Below are 16,209 nucleotides of genomic sequence, written 5' to 3' on the forward strand. Positions count from 1 at the left end.
GGTTGATGCCCGTGGTGCCCGATCTGGGTTACCGTCGAGAGAGAAGAACGTCTTGTTCCCTATCCTGCCCTCCCATGGTGGACGCGGGCTGAACAGGGACACGACCGCTCAGACCGACCTACTGAACCGACCTACTCGACCGACAAGGACGTCGCGGTGCACGTACACGACTCGCTCGTCGAACTGATGGGCAACACCCCGCTCGTTCGGCTGCGCAAGGTGACCGGCGGGCAGCTCACCGGCGGCCGGGGGCCGCAGGTGCTCGCCAAGGTGGAGTACTTCAACCCCGGGGGGTCGGTGAAGGACCGCATCGCCGTCCGCATGATCGACGCCGCCGAGGAGTCCGGGGCGCTGAAGCCGGGCGGGACGATCGTGGAGCCCACGTCCGGCAACACCGGGGTCGGCCTGGCGATCGTGGCCCAGGAGCGCGGCTACCGGTGCGTCTTCGTCTGCCCCGACAAGGTCGCCAAGGACAAGGTGGACGTCCTGCGCGCGTACGGCGCGGAGGTCGTGGTGTGCCCGACCGCCGTGTCGCCCGAGCACCCCGACTCCTACTACTCGGTGTCGGACCGGCTCGCCGCCGAGATCCCCGGCGCGTGGAAGCCGAACCAGTACACCAACCAGCAGAACCCGGTCTCGCACTACGAGACGACCGGTCCCGAGCTGTGGGAGCAGACCAAGGGCCGCATCACCCACTTCGTCGCGGGCATCGGCACCGGCGGGACGATCACCGGTACCGGCCGGTTCCTCAAGGAGGTCTCCGGCGGGCGCGTCCAGATCATCGGCGCCGACCCGGAGGGCTCGGTCTACTCCGGCGGCAGCGGCCGCCCCTACCTCACCGAGGGCGTCGGCGAGGACATCTGGCCCGAGACCTACGACCGCGACATCTGCGACCAGGTCATCGCCGTCTCCGACAAGGACTCCTTCACGATGACCCGCCGCCTGGCGCGCGAGGAGGCGCTGCTCGTCGGCGGGTCCTGCGGCATGGCGGTCGTCGCCGCCCTGCGCGTCGCCGCCGAGGCCGACCCGGACGCGGTGATCGTCGTCCTGCTCCCCGACGGCGGCCGCGGCTACCTGAGCAAGATCTTCAACGACGAGTGGATGGCCGACTACGGCTTCCTCACCCCCTCCACCGAGGAGGCCAGCGTCGGCGAGGTGCTCACCCGCAAGGGCGGGACGCTGCCGGAGTTCGTCCACGTCCACCCGCACGAGAGCGTCCAGACCGCCATCTCCATCATGCGCGAGTACGAGGTCTCGCAGCTTCCCGTGATGAAGGAGGAGCCGCCGGTCATGGCCGCCGAGGTCGTCGGATCGGTCGTGGAGAGCGATCTGCTCGACATTCTCGTCCGCGAGCACGGCAGCCTGACCGAGGCCGTCGAACTCCACATGTCGGCGCCATTGCCGACGCTGGGTTCGGGCGAGCCGGTGAGCAAGGCGGTGGGCGTTCTGGAAAAGGCCGGGGCCGCCGTTGTGCTCGTGGACGGAAAGCCCAAGGGACTGGTCACCCGGCAGGACCTCCTCGCTTTCCTGGCCGCCGGGAGCCACTGACCGACCTGCCGGAACGTCAGTGGATTTTGAACAGCTGGCGTTCCACGTCGTCCAATGCGAGGCGCGCGGCGCCGAGGGCCACGGCTCGGTCGCCGAGTTCGGAGAGCGCCAATGCCGGGCGGACGAGAGTTCGCCCGTGCAAATGGCGTTCCAGCGCTTCGAGAAGCGGCGGTCCGGCGCGGACGACGCCGCCGCCGATGACGACGAGGTCCGGGTCGAGGATCAGCGTCAGCGGCGCCAGTCCCTGGACGAACCGGGCCGCGATCGTGTCGAGGACCTCCAGCGCGGCCGGGTCGCCGGCGCGGGCGGCGGTCAGCGTCGCGATGCCCGGGTCGTCCGGGGACGCGGTGTCGTGGGCGAGTTCGGCGATCGCGGTGGTGCCGACGCGGCGCTCGAACGGGCCGAGGCTCGCCGTCCCGATCGGCGGGCCCTGACGTTCCGGGAGGAAGCCGACCTCGCCGGCGGCGCCGTGCGCGCCGCGTAGCAGGCGGTCGCCGACGAGGATGCCCGCGCCGACGCGGCTGCCCCACTGCACCGTGACCAGGATGTCGGCGTCGCGGCCGTGCCCGTGCCAGCGCTCGGCGAGCACGGCCAGGTTGACGTCGTTCTCCACCACGACCGGGCAGCCGAAGAGCGGGCGGAGCCGGTCGGCGAGGTCGAGGGACGTCCAGTCCGGCATGTCGGGCGCCTTGACGACGACGCCGTGCTCGGCCTCGACGATGCCGGGCGTCCCGGCGACGACCGCGCGGACCGTCTCGTGCGGGACGCCGCCGCGCGCGAGCGTGTCCCGCACCTGCGCGCGGACGTGGGCGAGCATCTCCTCGCGCCGGCGCAGGCGGCTGCTGTCGCCGCGGTCCTCGGCCACGATGCGGCCGGACAGGTCCGCGACCACGACGAGCGTGCGGTGCGGGCCGATGTCGATGCCGACGACGTGCGCGGCCTCCGGGCGCAGCCGGACGAGCCGGGCCGGGCGGCCGGGGGAGCGGCGCCCGGCCTGGTCGGCCTCGATGTACTCGACCAGGCCCGCGTCGGCGAGCGAGGAGACGACCTGCGCGATCGTCTGCCTGGACAGCTCGGTCCGGTCGCTGAGCTGGCCGAGCCGCAGCGGCCCGGCCTCGTGCAGCCGCGCCAGCACGGTCCGCTCGTTGATCCGCCGCAGCAGCGCCGGCCGGCCCCCGCCGTCGATCATTTCCCCGTCCCCCTCTTGACCTGGGCCGCACGATCCCACAATATTGCAACGTTCTTAACCGAATTACGCCGGCAGGTGAGACATCTCGGGGGCCTCAACGGCACAAGGTGGGTGGGAGCATGAACGCAGGGCACGACCGCCGACGCTTTCTGATCGGCGCGGCCACCGTCGGGGCCGGGTACACGGCCGTCTCCGTGGCCGGGTCCCCGGCCGAGGCCGCGACCTCGGCGGGCCACGGGCACGGCGACGCCGCGACCCGGGTCTTCGTCAACAATGTGGGGTACGACCCCGGCGCCCCCAAGCGCGCCGTGGTCACGGCGCGCCACTCGCCGGGTCGCTACAGTCTCATTGACGTCGCGACAGGGACCACCGTCCACAGCGGGCGGCTGAGCGATGCGGGAACGGTCGCCGACTGGGACGGCCGCCGCTACTGGACCGCCGACTTCTCGCAGGTGAAGCGGCCCGGCGACTACTACATCGCGGTCGGCTCGGCCCGGTCCGCACAGTTCAAGATCGAGGCGACGGTCCTTGAGCGCTACACGCTCTCGCACGTCGTCCGCCATTTCAAGGGCTGGCGGTGCTCCGGCCAGTTCGACAAGTTCGACCACCATCTGCCGCTCGGAAACACCGGGAAGACGTTCGACGCGCACGGCGGATGGTACGACGCGACCGGCGATTTCGGCAAACACTTCACGCAATTGTCGGCGCTGTCCTATTTCAACACACTCCAGATTCCGCTGACCGCTTGGTCGCATCTGGTCTCGTACCGCGAGCTGACCGCGCGCAAGGACGAGAACTTCACGCAGCTTCGCACGTGGATGCAGGACGAGGGCCTCTACGGCGCGGACTATATCCGCCGCGTCCACGTCCAGGGCGAGTCCTTCTACAGTTCCGTCGGCCAACCCGGCCCGCCGAAGGACCCGGTGAAGCGCACGCTCGGCACCGCCCAGGTCAACTACCGCGAGGGCGGCGGCATGGCGATCGCCGCGCTGGCCATCGCGAGCACCCACGACGTCTCCGGCGACTACGAAAGCGCCGAGTATCTGGCGGCGGCCAAGGACGCCTTCACCTATCTGGAGGCCAACAACGTCCGCCTGACCAACGACGGCAAAGAGAATATCCAGGACGACTACAACGCCGTCCTCGCCGCCGTCGAACTGTACCGCGCGACCAAGGACGGCTCCTACAAGGAGGCCGCCGACAAGCGCGCCGCGAACCTCGCGGCACGCCTGGTGAGCTGGCGCGGCTACCGCGACTACTGGCGCGCCGACGACAAGGACCGCCCGTACTTCCACCCGTCCGACGCGGGCCTCCCGGTCGTCGCGCTGCTCACCTACGCCGAAATCGCGGACGGCGACACGAAGCAGAAGGCACTGGACGCGGTGCGCCGGTCGATGAAATTCGAACTGGCGGTGACCCAGGAGGTGCGCAACCCGTTCGGGTACGCGCGCCAACTCGTCCAGGACGCGAACCAGGTCCGCGCCAGCCAGTTCTTCTTCCCGCACAACGTGACACCGCGCACCAAGGACCAGTGGTGGCAGGGCGAGAACGCGCGCATCGCGTCCCTCGCCACCGCCGCCCGCCTGGCCGCCCGCCAGTTCGCAAGCGACCGAGCGTTCGCGGAGAAACTGCGCTCCTACGCCGCGGACCAGCTCAACTGGATCCTCGGCACCAACCCCTATGACGTCTGCATGCTGGACGGCTCGGGCCGCAACAACCCGCAGTACCTCTGGCTCGGGTCGTGGCAGTTCCTCCAGACCGCCGGCGGCATCGTCAACGGCATCACCGGAAAGAACGAGAACGGCAGCGGCATCCTCTGGGACGCCGGCTACGCCCAGACCGGCAAGGACGACGACTGGCGCTGGGGCGAGCAGTGGCTGCCCCACACCAGCTGGTACATGAACGCCATCGCGATCGGCTGACCCGCGCGGGCCGGGCGGGCCGTCCCCCGCCCGGCCCGCGCTCCTCGTGGAAACGGGAAACCCCCCGGCGGTGCCGGGGGGTTTCCTTTTTCTGTGGGTGTCGGGTTGTGGGGCCCGGTCTGTGGGCGGCATTTCTGACCGGGTCCCACAACCCGACGTCTGTGGGTTTCCTCTTACTGGTGGTAGCCCGACGGCGCGTAGTACTGCTGCGCCGGGTCCTGCGGGTTCTGGCGGTTCTTCTTCGGCTCGTCGCCGTGGCCCGGCCACCAGGCCCTGTGGCCCAACAGGGCCGTGATGCCCGGCACCAGGAAGGTGGACATCACGAAGGCCGACAGGGCGATGCCGATCGCGACCGAGAAGCCCATCTGCTTGAGCATCGAGACCGGCGCCAGCATCATGACCGAGAACGTTCCCGCGAGGATGAGTCCCGCCGCGGCGACCGTCGGGCCGCCGTGCTGGACGGCGAGGGCGGCGGCCTGGCGCGGCTCGTGGCCCTCCTTGGCCTCCTCGCGGAGGCGGGCGGTCATGAGGATGTTGTAGTCGGTTCCGATGGCGAGGACGAACAGGTAGAGCACGATCGGCAGCTGGAAGGTGACGCCGGGCTCGCCCTGGATCCCCTGGAAGACGTACACCGCGGAGCCGAGCGTGGCGGCGAAGCCCAGCAGCACCGACACGACCAGGTAGAGCGGTGCGACCACCGACCGCAGCAGCAGCGCCAGGATCAGCGCGATCAGTACCGCCGCCACCGGCAGGATGACCGACAGGTCGCGGTTGTTGACCGTGTTGATGTCGGCGAAGATCGCCGTCTGGCCGCCGACGTAGGCACGGGTGCCCTCCGGTGCCGCCTTGTGCACCGCCGGGGCCAGGTCGTTCTTGACCAGGCTGATCGACTTGTTGGAGACCGGGTTGGTCTTCAGGACGAGGTCGACGCGGGCGACGGAGCCGTCACTGCCCATCACCGGTTGCTGGACCTGTCCGACGCCGGGCGCGCTCTTGGCGGTCTGGCTGAAGGACGCGATCTGCTGCTTGGTGACCTTGCCGCTGTCGGCCTTGAGGAAGACCTGGACGGGGGTGGTCAGACCGGGCGGGAAGCCCTTCTCCATGTCCTTGGTGGCCTGGGCCGACTCGGTGTCCTGCGGGAAGCCCGCGGCGAAGTCGTAGTCGGCCTTGAAGCCGAGGGCTCCGGCGGCGAGGCCGGCCATCACCAGGCCGGCGAGCAGCGCGGCGATGGCGGGACGGCGGCCGACGCCGCGTCCGATGGCGGCCGAGACGGTGCCCTTCGGCTCCTTCTTCCACGCCTTGGACGGCCAGAAGACCGCGGTGCCGAGCAGCGACACGATCGCCGGGAACAGGGTCAGCGACGTGATGCCCATCACGACGACCGCGATGGCGAGGGCCGGGCCCCAGGCGCTGAACACGCCGAAGGTCGCGAGCAGCAGGACCAGGAACGTCACGGCGATCGCGGCGGCGGCCGAGGAGATGACCTCGCCGACGCGCTCCACCGCGGTGATCATCGCGGTCTTCTTGTCGTCCCCGGCCCGCAGCCGTTCGCGGAAGCGGAACATCAGGAACAGGTAGTAGTCCGCGCCGATGCCGAACAGGACGATCAGGATGATCGTGTTGAGGCTCTGGTCACCGGAGAAGTTGAACAGGTGCGAGGCGACGCCGATCAGGCCCATCGAGACCTGCATCGTCACCATGATCACGATGATCGGCAGGATCGCCGCGATCGGGGCCCGGAAGATCAGCAGGATCAGTCCGATGATCAGGACGAAGGTCGCGATGCCGACGATCTCGAAGGACTTGTTGAAGGAGTCCTCGTTGTCGACGAACCCGGCGACGTCGCCGCCGACCTTGTAGTCGAGCCCGCTGCCGTTCAGCAGGGTCGGCAGGTCCTTGCGGATCTGCTTGACCGCGTCACCCTGCTTCTCCTGGTCGTCCTGGGAGGTGCCCTTCATCGGCACCATGACCACCTGGACGGCCTTGTTGGGGGCGACGGCCTCCGGCCCGGTGGCGAAGTTCTGGACGGTCGGCGGCTTCTTCGCGTTCAGCGACTTGGCCGCCTGGTCGACCTTGGCGGTGTCGGTCGCGGTCAGCGGTTTGCCGTCCGAGCGCTTGATGACGATCAGCGAGGAGGTGTCCTCCTGCTGGGGGAACGCCTTCTCGGCGATCTTGATCGCCTGGACCGACTCGTACTTCGAGGGCAGGAAGTCGCCCTGGTCGGACTCGGTGGTCAGCTTGGGGGAGAACACGATGACGACCGCGGCTACGACGAGCCAGGTCACGATCGTCCACACAGGGTGTCTCACGACGAAGCGCGCGAGCCGAGCGAACATGGGTCTTCCTTCAATCAAGGGTTCGTTGGGATACGTGTAAAACGGTAGAGACCGGACGGCGGTTTGTGGTCAACCCCCGAGCCGAATTAGGGGGTGATACCTGCGGGGGAGTTCCTCCTCCTCCAGGAGGGTCGGCGGGTGGATAGCCTCGTTCCCATGGACAACGAGGTGCACCGGGGTTTCGAGACCCTGGCCATCCACGCGGGGCAGGAGCCGGACCCCACCACGGGGGCGGTCGTGCCACCGATCTACCAGGTCTCAACATACAAGCAGGACGGCATAGGCGGCCTGCGCGGGGGTTACGAGTACTCCCGCTCGGCCAATCCCACCCGCACCGCTCTGGAGGTGTGTCTCGCCGAGATCGAGGCGGGGACGCGGGGGCTGGCGTTCGCCTCGGGGCTCGCGGGCGAGGACGCCCTGATCCGCGCGGTCTGCAAACCGGGCGACCACGTGATCATCCCGAACGACGCCTACGGCGGCACCTACCGGCTGTTCGCCAAGGTCGCCGAGCCGTGGGGGGTGGAGTTCGACCCGGTGCCGCTGCTGGACGTGGCGGCCGTCGCCGCGGCGGTCCGTCCCGAAACGAAGATCGTCTGGGTGGAGACGCCGACCAACCCGCTGCTCGCCATCGCCGACATCCGGGCGCTGGCGCAGATCGCGCACGACGCGGGCGCGCTGCTGGTGGTCGACAACACCTTCGCCTCGCCCTACCTCCAGCGGCCCCTGGAACTCGGCGCGGACGTGGTCGTCCACTCCACCACCAAGTACATCGGCGGGCACTCCGACGTCATCGGCGGCGCGCTCGTCGTCGCGGACGAGGCGCTCGGCGAGCAGCTGGCGTACCACCAGAACGCCATGGGCGCCGTCGCGGGCCCGTTCGACGCCTGGCTGACGCTGCGGGGGATCAAGACCCTCGGCGTCCGGATGGACCGGCACTGCGCCAACGCCGAGCGGATGGTGGAGATGCTCACCCGGCACCCCGCCGTCCGGGAGGTGCTGTATCCGGGGCTGCCCGGCCACCCGGGCCACGACGTCGCCGCGAAGCAGATGCGGGCCTTCGGGGGCATGGTGTCGTTCCGGATGGAGTCGGAGGAGGCGGCCGTCCGGGTCTGCGAGCGGACCAAGCTCTTCACGCTCGGCGAGTCCCTCGGGGGCGTGGAGTCGCTGATCGAGCACCCGGGGCGGATGACGCACGCGTCGGTGGCCGGGTCGCCGCTGGAGGTGCCCGCCGACCTCGTCCGGCTGTCGGTCGGGATCGAGGACGCCGACGACCTCCTGCGTGATCTCCGGCAGGCCCTGGACTGAGGGTGGAACGCTCCCTGACCTGAGGCGATGCGCGGGCGGCCGGTGTTTCGGTACCGGCCGCCCGGGCACATCTCGGCAGGGCGAACCGGGGCCGAACCGGGCGTGGTTCCCGCCACGGGGTTGATCAAACATCTATGATGTCCGCGCCAGGTTCCGCCACGAAAGGGCCCGGGGTGCGCAAAGTACTGGTCTGTGGTGCGGCGTTCGCCGCGACGTGTCTGTCCGCGCTGGCCGTCCCGGCGGGCGCCGGCGCCGCCATGCCGCTGGGCGCCGCCATACCGCTCCGCGAACCGGCGCCGCCCTCGGCCCCGACGATCGTGCCGACCGAGGAGACCGGGACGGGCGCCCCGTCCGGCAGCCCCGAGACCGGCGAGACCGCCCCGCCCGGCGAGTCCCCGACCCGCGAGGCGCCGACCCTAGAGTCCCCGGACGCGCCGCCCCAGGGCGGGACGTCCGGCGGCCCCGGGACGACCGACGGCGTCGTCTCCGGCCAGGCCGTGATGGTGACGCCCGCGCTGCCGAAGTCCAAGACCTACGCCTACGGCAAGGCGTCCCGGCAGCGGATCGACGCGTACTGGCGCCCGGCGCCCAAGGCCGCGCCGCGGCCGGCCGTACTGATGATCCACGGCGGCTACTGGCTGGGCGGCGACAAGCGGAGCTGGAAGTACTTCGCACGGCGGCTGACCGCCGACGGCTACGTCGTGCTCGCCCCGAACTACCGGCTCGCGCCGAAGGCCGTGTGGCCCGCGCAGCGCGACGACGCGATGTCCGCGCTGGGCTTCATGAAGAAGCACGCGAAGCTCTGGAACCTCGACCCGAACCGGATCATCGTGATCGGCTCGTCATCGGGCGGGATGCTCGCGACCCAGCTCGGCACCTACGGCACCGGGACGCAGCAGGTGCGGGGCGTGGTCGCGCTGTCGCCGCCGAACAACCCGTTCCTGGCCTTCACCGACGGCGCCAAGCCCGGCGCGCCCGCCGCCGAGCGGACGCTGCGCCGCGCCGTGATCGCCCTCGTCCACTGCACCCCGGGCGAGACCGCGGACGCCGCCTGCTGGAAGCGGGTCGACGACGCCAGCTCGGCCTCGCACGTCTCGCCCGGCGACGCCCCGATGCTGCTCATGCACTCCACCGGCGACTTCGTCCCGGCGACGCACAGCACGGGCCTGGCGACCGCGCTGCGCGCCGCGGGCGTCGAGGCGACGGTGAAGGTCCTCCCGGGCGAGATGCACGCCTCCGGGCTGCTGGAGGACGAGCACACCTACCCGCAGATCCTGGCCTGGCTCCGCAACCACTCCGGCTGACGAGCGGGCCCGGAGAGGGCGCTCAGCCGTTCCAGACCATCAGGACGAGGATCACCAGCCAGATCAGCGCGATCACGCCGCCGATCGCGGCGATCCGGCCGCGCTCCACCTGCGCGACCTCCCCGCGCGCGGCGGCCGGCCGCTCCGCGCCGCCCTCCGCGCCCTTCGCCTCGGCCTCGGCCGTCCCCGCCGGGACGGCGGCCTCGACGGCCGCGGCCAGCAGGTGGACGGCCTTGCGCTGGTCGCGTTCCACGAGCAGCAGCAGCACCAGCGCCACGACGAACAGCGTGATCGAGGCCGACAGCCAGCCGTGCGCGAAGTCGCCCTTGGCGAGCGCCATCCCGAACAGGAAGATCCCCAGCGTGAGGATGCCGTAGATCTGGGTGGTGCGGTGCAGGTGGCGCAGCACGTCCAGGTTCCGGGAGCGGATGAAGCGCGGGGTGGACATGATCGCCGCGGTCAGCGGGCCCAGCGTGAAGATCGCGAAACCGATGTGCAGGAACAGCAGCAGGCGGTCGGAAGTCGACATGAGCCCGACACTAGTCCGCTTGCGAGCCGCGGTGCGGGGAGCGCGCGGCGGTTGTTTGGCCAGACTTTGCATCCCTCGGCGGCGCCCCATTGCCCACCGGGGGCGGCGTGCTCCGCCGTTTCAGCGGCGGCCGCGCCGAACCCGCAGGTAGTCGCTGACGACGTACTCGCCGAGCCGCTCCGCGTCGGGCGCGAACACCCGCCCGCCGTTGCGGTGCGCGACCTCCTCGACGAACGACACGAGCCGCCGGTCCTCGGCGAGCATGAAGAAGTTCATGCAGGCGCCGCGGCGCGTCATCTTGTCGACCTCGGCGAGCGTGAGCACCAGCGTGTCGGCGGACGGCGGGTAGTCGAACAGCGAGCGCCCGTCCGGGCGCAGGTGCGCGGTCGGCTCGCCGTCGGTGACCACGAGGACGATCGGCTCGAAGTCGGGATGGCGGTCCAGATGCCGTCCGGCGATCATCAGGGCGTGGTGCAGGTTGGTGCCCTGGACCATGTCCCAGTCGAGGCCCGCCATCTCCGTCGGGTGCAGCACCCGGGCGTAGTTGGAGAACCCGATGATCTGGATCGCGTCCTGCGGGAACTTGCTGGTCACCAGCGTGTGCAGGGCGAGCGTCGTCTGCTTGGCCGCCGCCCACGTCCCGCGCAGCACCATCGAGTACGACAGGTCGACCAGCAGGCAGACGGCCGCGCCGGTGCGGCGCTCGGTCTCGTGCACCTCGAAGTCGTCCACGCCGAGCCTGACGCCGCCCGGACGCGCCGGGGCGTGCCCGTTCCCGTTCGCGGTCACCGCGGTAGCTGGCGGCGCCCCTGTGACGAGGCCGCCCGTCGCGCCGTCCATGGCGCTGCGGCGGATCGCGTTGCTCACCGTCCGGACGACGTCCAGGGGCTGCTCGTCGCCGAACCGCCACTCGCGGCTCGCGCCGGTCAGCTCGCCCGCCTGGCCCGCGTCGCGCTGGTCGTGGTCGCCCGTGCGGCCGGTGGTGAGCTGGGAGAACACCCGGCGCAGCGCGGTCTCGCCGAGCCGCCGCACCGCCTTCGGCGTCAGCTCCAGCTCGCCCTTGCGGCGCCGCAGGTAGCCCTGCCGCTCCAGCTCCTTCTCGATGCGGCGCAGCGCGTCGAGGTCGTCCACCGCCTGGCGGCCGAGGGCCCGGCGGATCGCCTCCTCGTCGACGTCGTCCAGCCGCGCGCCGGGGTAGTCCTGCCCGAGGGCCGACTCCAGCTCGGCGAGGTCGGCCAGCTCGGCCAGCGCGGTGGTCGCGTCGCCCATGCCGAGCGGGTCCTGCCCGGTCATCTGCTCGGGCTCGCCCCAGCCGAGGTCGGGACGCCGCGCCCGCAGTGCGTCGCCGAGCCGCGTCATCTCCATCGCGAGGCCCGCGTCCTGCATGGCCTGCTCCATGAGCCCGGCCAGCTCGGCGCGCTGCTCGGGGCTGAGCGAGGCGAGCAGCCGGTCCATCGCGGCGGCGCGGCGGGCGAGCGCGTCGACCAGTTCCTCCAGGTTCTGGGGATCGTCGGGGAACATGTCCCCGTATTGACCCATGAACCGGTCGAAGTCGTCCTGGGTGTGCTCGCCGCGCGCGTCACGTTCCAGCATCTCGTTCAGCGCGGCCATCATGTCCTTGACGCGCTGCATCGCGGCCGGGTCCTGGCTCTCCAGGGCCTGCTTCATGCCCTGGAACTGCGCGTCCAGCACCTCGCGCCGCAGCAGGTCCTTGAGCTGCTCGAAGGTCGCGCGGGCCGCGTCCGAGCGCCACTGGTAGTCCGACAGCCGCCGGATCGCCTGCGAGGTGTCGGCGGGCAGCGCGTCCAGCTCCGCCTCGCGCAGCCGCGCCTCGTCGCCCGGATCGGGGAACAGCTCCGCCCGCTCCTGCCCGATCGCGGTGTCCAGCAGCGCGCGCGCCTGTTCGAGCGTGCCGTCGAGGCGTCCCCGGTCGCGCAGCGCGCGGCGCCGGTCCCGGACCTCCCGCAGCAGGTCGTCCAGGCCCCGGCGGCCCTGCGCGCCGGGCAGCCCGCGCCGCAGCAGCTCCCGCAGCGCGTCGCCCGGGCGGGTGCCGTCCAGCACCGCGTCGCCCATGGCGTCCAGGGCATCGCGGACGTCGTAGGGCGGCGCCAGCGGGTCGGGCCCGTCCTCGTACGCGCCGTAGCGGTAACGGCTCATCGGCTCTCCTTGCCCGTGGCGGCCCTAGTGCCCTGCCCGTGGCGGGCCCTAGGTGCGATACGTGGCCGTTCCGTCGGACCGTCCGTCGGAGACGTCCTTGGAGAGGCGCCGGGTCAGGAACAGACCCTCCAGCGCGAACTCCAGCGCGGCGGCGGCCTGCCCGGGGGACTCCCCGCTCATGCCCAGCCGCTCCATGATCTTGGCGAGCCCGGGGACCTGGCCGATCCGGCGCAGCAGCTCCGCCGCCGCGACCAGCTCGCCCGACTCCACCCGCTCGCCCGAGTCGAACTTGTCGAGCAGCCCGGTCAGGTCGGCGGCGCCGAGCGTGCGCCGGTAGGTCTCGGCGACGGCGCGGCGCAGCAGGTGCTCCAGCACCTCCTGCTCGCGGCCCTCCTCGCTGACCTCGAACTCCACCTTGCCCATCAGCGACGGGACGATCGCCGCGAGGTCGCAGACCCGCGCGACCGCGCGCTCCTCGCCGGTCAGCGCCGCGCGCCGGACCGCGCCCGCCGCCACCGTCTCGGCGCCCGCGAGCGCGAACCGCGCGGACACGCCGGAGCGGCCGTCCACCGCCGTGGACTCCCGGACGAGCCGGGTGAACCGGCCGATCACCTCGACCAGGTGGCCGGGCACCTCGGCGGGCAGGCCCGCGAGGTCGGCGAAGTCGGCCTCCTGGCGGATCAGCTCCAGCTCGGCGTCGAGCGCGAGCGGGTAGTGCGTGCGGATCTCGGCGCCGAAGCGGTCCTTCAGCGGCGTGATGATCCGGCCCCGGTTGGTGTAGTCCTCGGGGTTGGCGGACGCGACGAGCAGCACGTCCAGCGGCAGCCGCAGCGCGTAGCCGCGGACCTGCACGTCGCGCTCCTCCAGCACGTTCAGCAGCGCGACCTGGATGCGCTCGGCGAGGTCGGGCAGCTCGTTGATGGAGAAGATGCCCCGGTTCGTCCGCGGCACGAGCCCGAAGTGGACGGTCTCGGGGTCGCCGAGCGTGCGGCCCTCGGCCACCTTGATCGGGTCGACGTCGCCGATGAGGTCGCCGACACTGGTGTCGGGCGTCGCGAGCTTCTCCCCGTACCGCTCGTCCCGGTGCTTCCAGGAGACGGGCAGGTCGTCGCCGTGCTCGGCAGCGAGCCGGCGGCAGCGCACGCACACCGGCTCGTAGGGGTGGTCGTTGATCTCGCAACCGGTGACGACCGGGGTCCACTCGTCCAGCAGCCCGTTCAGCGTGCGGATCAGCCGCGTCTTGCCCTGGCCGCGCTCGCCCAGCAGCACGAGGTCGTGCCCGGCGAGCAGGGCGCGTTCCAGATGCGGGAGGACGGTGTCGTCGAACCCGACGATCCCGGGGAATCGCGGCTCGCCCGATCTCAGCCGGGCGAGGAGGTTGTGCCGGATCTCGGCCTTCACCGATCGCTGGACGTGACCGCTGGTGCGCAGGCCGCCCAGTGTGGTCTCGCGAGGTGTGGATGAACGCACGCGATCGACATTACGTCGCCGGTACGCGGAATCGCACCCTCACACCGGTTTTCGTCCGACGAGTCGTCACCCGGCGCCCCGGTGGCGGCCCGGGGGCGGCTTGGCGGCGGCTCGGCGGCGGCCCGGCGCGGGTTGGGTGCGCGGCGCGACGCGGGGGAGACTGCAAGGGTGAAGCGAGCCGGTGAACGGAATGAGGGAGGCGGCGCCGATGGCGCGATTCGGTGACGGCCTGGCCCTCGGCCCCGACCTGACCAGCGCGGCCGGGTCCGCGGTCGAGCAGGCCCTCGCGCCGCTCAGCGCGGCGCCCGACCTGGTGTGCGTGTTCGTCCGCGGCGACGACCCGGAGGAGGTGGAGGCGGCCGCCCGGCACGCGGCCGGGGCGGCGGCGCCCGCGCTGGTGCTCGGGTGCAGCGCGTCCGGGGTGATCGGCGCCGGGCGCGGGGTGGAGGACAGCGGCGCGGTCAGCGCGTGGGCGGCGGTGCTGCCCGGCGCCCGGCTGGACCCGTTCCGGCTGGAGACGCTCAAGGCCGACGACCGGCTGATCGTCGTCGGCATGCCGGAGGGGCAGGAGGACGACGTGGTCGGGGTGCTGCTCGCCGACCCCTACAGCTTCCCGGTGGACGCGTTCGTCGAGCGCTCCGACGACGTCCTGCCCGGGCTGCCGCTCGTCGGCGGGATCGCCGACGGCGAGGTCCGTGGCGGCACGCGGCTGTTCGTCGGCGGCGACGTCTACTCCGACGGCGCGGTCGGCGTGGTGCTCGGCGGCCCGCTCGCCGCCGCGACCGTCGTGAGCCAGGGCGCCCGCCCGATCGGCCCCGACATGGTCGTGACCCGCGCGGACGAGAACGTCCTGTACGAGCTGGCGGGCGTCCCGGCGCTGGAGAAGCTGGAGCAGATCGTCGCGCTGCTCCCCGAGGAGGAGCAGGAGATGGCCGGGCAGGGGCTGCTGATCGGCGTGGCGATGAACGAGTACGCCGACGAGCACGAGCACGGCGACTTCCTCGTGCGCGGGGTGGTCGGCGCCGACGCGGGCAGCGGCGCGATCGCGATCGGCGACGTCGTCGAGGTCGGGCGCACGGTCCGGTTCCAGGTCCGCGACGCGGGCGCCGCCGAGGAGGACCTCGCCGCGCTGCTCGACCGGTTCGACCTCGGGCCGGTCGAGGGCGCGCTGCTGTTCTCGTGCAACGGGCGCGGGCAGGCGATGTTCCCCGACTCCGACCACGACGCGAAGGTGCTCGACCGCGCGTTCGGGCCCGCCGGGATCGGCGGGTTCTTCGCGGCGGGCGAGATCGGCCCGGTGTCGGGACGCAACCACGTGCACGGGTTCACCGCGTCGATCCTGGCGTTCGGACGTCCCGGAGAGCCCGCGTGACCGACGCCGAGACGCCCGCCGGGGCTCCCGCGCTCGCGGTCGACATCGGCGGGACGAAGCTCGCCGCCGCCCTCGTCGAGCCCGGCGGGCGCGTCCTCGCCTACGAGCGCGCCGCCACGCCCCGCGACGTCGACGGCGAGGGGCTCTGGCGGACGCTGGAGGCGCTGCTGGACGGGCTCGTCACCGGCGCCGGGTCGCCGCCGCTCGCCGGTGTCGGCGTCGGCTGCGGCGGGCCGATGACCTGGCCCGCCGCCGAGGTGTCGCCGCTGAACATCCCGGCCTGGCGCGGCTTCCCGCTGCGCGAGCGGTTCCGGAAGCGGTACCCGGGGCTGCCCGTCCGGGTGCACAACGACGCGATCTGCGTCGCGATCGCCGAGCACTGGCGCGGCGCGGGACGCGGGCGCGGCGACGTCCTCGGCATGGTGGTCTCGACCGGGGTGGGCGGCGGCCTCGTCCTCGGCGGACGGCTCGTCGACGGCGCCAGCGGCAACGCCGGGCACATCGGGCACGTCATCGTGGACCCGGACGGCCCGCCCTGCGAGTGCGGCGGGCGCGGCTGCCTGGAGGCGGTCGCGCGCGGCCCCGGCCTCGCCGCCTGGGCGCGGGACCAGGGCTGGCGCCAGGGCAGCCCGGACGTCACCGGCGTCGAGCTCGCTGCCGACGCGCGGCGCGGGCACCCGATCGCCGTCGCCGCCATGCGCCGCGCCGGACGCGCGCTCGGCATCGCGATCGCCTCGGCCACGCACCTGTGCGACCTGGACGTGGTGGCGGTCGGCGGCGGCGTCTCCCAGGCGGGCGCGCTGCTGTTCGACCCCCTGGAGGAGGCGTTCCGCGCGCACGCCCGCATGGACTTCGCGCGCGGCCTGCGGATCGTTCCCGCCGCGCTGGGCCAGACCGCGGGGCTCATCGGCGCGGCCGCGCTGATCCACGCGGCCGACCGCTACTGGAACGCCGACTGACGGAACGCCGACTGACGGAACGCTGACTGACGGGAACGCCGACTGACGGGGAGCGGCGGGCCGACCGGAACACCGACCGACGGGAGCGGCGGGCGGACCGGAACGCCGGCTGACCACA

11 protein-coding genes are annotated in these 16,209 nt (G+C 72.1%); 6 read left to right on the plus strand and 5 right to left on the minus strand.

All coding sequences use genetic code 11. The features are described 5' to 3' along the window. The first annotated feature begins 156 nt into the window (after positions 1–156). A complete protein-coding gene (locus K2F47_RS02010) occupies positions 157–1,548 on the plus strand; it encodes a cystathionine beta-synthase (RefSeq protein WP_242900928.1) in 1,392 nt (463 codons plus the stop codon). Positions 1,549–1,564: 16 nt separating this feature from the next. Here K2F47_RS02010 and K2F47_RS02015 read toward each other — a convergent pair whose 3' ends face one another. Next, entirely contained in the window at positions 1,565–2,737 is a 1,173-nt protein-coding gene (locus K2F47_RS02015; RefSeq protein ID WP_242900929.1) for an ROK family transcriptional regulator, read from the minus strand. Positions 2,738–2,856: 119 nt separating this feature from the next. On the opposite strand from K2F47_RS02015, the gene K2F47_RS02020 reads away from it, so the two are divergent. Continuing rightward, entirely contained in the window at positions 2,857–4,659 is a 1,803-nt protein-coding gene (locus K2F47_RS02020) for a glycoside hydrolase family 9 protein (protein ID WP_242900930.1), read from the plus strand. Between the two features lie 173 nt (positions 4,660–4,832). Here the strand turns inward: K2F47_RS02020 and K2F47_RS02025 are convergent, their stop codons facing one another. Beyond that, a complete protein-coding gene (locus tag K2F47_RS02025) occupies positions 4,833–6,995 on the minus strand; it encodes an MMPL family transporter (protein WP_242900931.1) in 2,163 nt (720 codons plus the stop codon). A 156-nt stretch (positions 6,996–7,151) separates the two neighbouring features. Here K2F47_RS02025 and K2F47_RS02030 point away from each other — a divergent pair, with 156 nt between their 5' ends. Beyond that, entirely contained in the window at positions 7,152–8,300 is a 1,149-nt protein-coding gene (locus tag K2F47_RS02030; RefSeq protein WP_242900932.1) for a cystathionine gamma-synthase, read from the plus strand. Positions 8,301–8,473: 173 nt separating this feature from the next. Continuing rightward, positions 8,474–9,604, plus strand: coding sequence for an alpha/beta hydrolase (locus tag K2F47_RS02035; RefSeq protein ID WP_242900933.1), 1,131 nt, complete (start codon positions 8,474–8,476; stop codon positions 9,602–9,604). A 22-nt stretch (positions 9,605–9,626) separates the two neighbouring features. On the opposite strand, the gene K2F47_RS02040 is transcribed toward K2F47_RS02035, so the two are convergent. The 3 genes from K2F47_RS02040 to K2F47_RS02050 all read right to left on the minus strand — a co-directional run bounded on the left by K2F47_RS02040 (position 9,627) and on the right by K2F47_RS02050 (position 13,760). Then, positions 9,627–10,133 (minus strand): hypothetical protein, encoded by a 507-nt coding sequence (locus tag K2F47_RS02040; RefSeq protein WP_242900934.1) that lies wholly within the window; start codon positions 10,131–10,133, stop codon positions 9,627–9,629. Between the two features lie 120 nt (positions 10,134–10,253). Continuing rightward, positions 10,254–12,290 carry a vWA domain-containing protein gene (locus K2F47_RS02045; protein ID WP_242900935.1) on the minus strand — a complete coding sequence of 679 codons (2,037 nt, stop codon included), beginning with the start codon at positions 12,288–12,290 and terminating at the stop codon, positions 10,254–10,256. Between the two features lie 48 nt (positions 12,291–12,338). Further along, positions 12,339–13,760, minus strand: coding sequence for a sigma 54-interacting transcriptional regulator (locus K2F47_RS02050; protein WP_242900936.1), 1,422 nt, complete (start codon positions 13,758–13,760; stop codon positions 12,339–12,341). A 208-nt stretch (positions 13,761–13,968) separates the two neighbouring features. Between K2F47_RS02050 and K2F47_RS02055 the strand changes: the two genes are divergently transcribed. Together K2F47_RS02055 and K2F47_RS02060 are read left to right on the plus strand one after the other, a co-directional pair. Further along, on the plus strand, positions 13,969–15,132 hold the full coding sequence (locus K2F47_RS02055; RefSeq protein WP_242900937.1) for an FIST signal transduction protein: 1,164 nt from the start codon (positions 13,969–13,971) through the stop codon (positions 15,130–15,132). Continuing rightward, entirely contained in the window at positions 15,129–16,091 is a 963-nt protein-coding gene (locus K2F47_RS02060) for an ROK family protein (RefSeq protein ID WP_242900938.1), read from the plus strand. Before K2F47_RS02055 ends, K2F47_RS02060 begins: the two co-directional genes overlap by 4 nt. Positions 16,092–16,209: the final 118 nt, after the last annotated feature.

This window comes from Actinomadura terrae, from assembly GCF_022751215.1.
Lineage (GTDB): Bacteria > Actinomycetota > Actinomycetes > Streptosporangiales > Streptosporangiaceae > Spirillospora > Spirillospora terrae.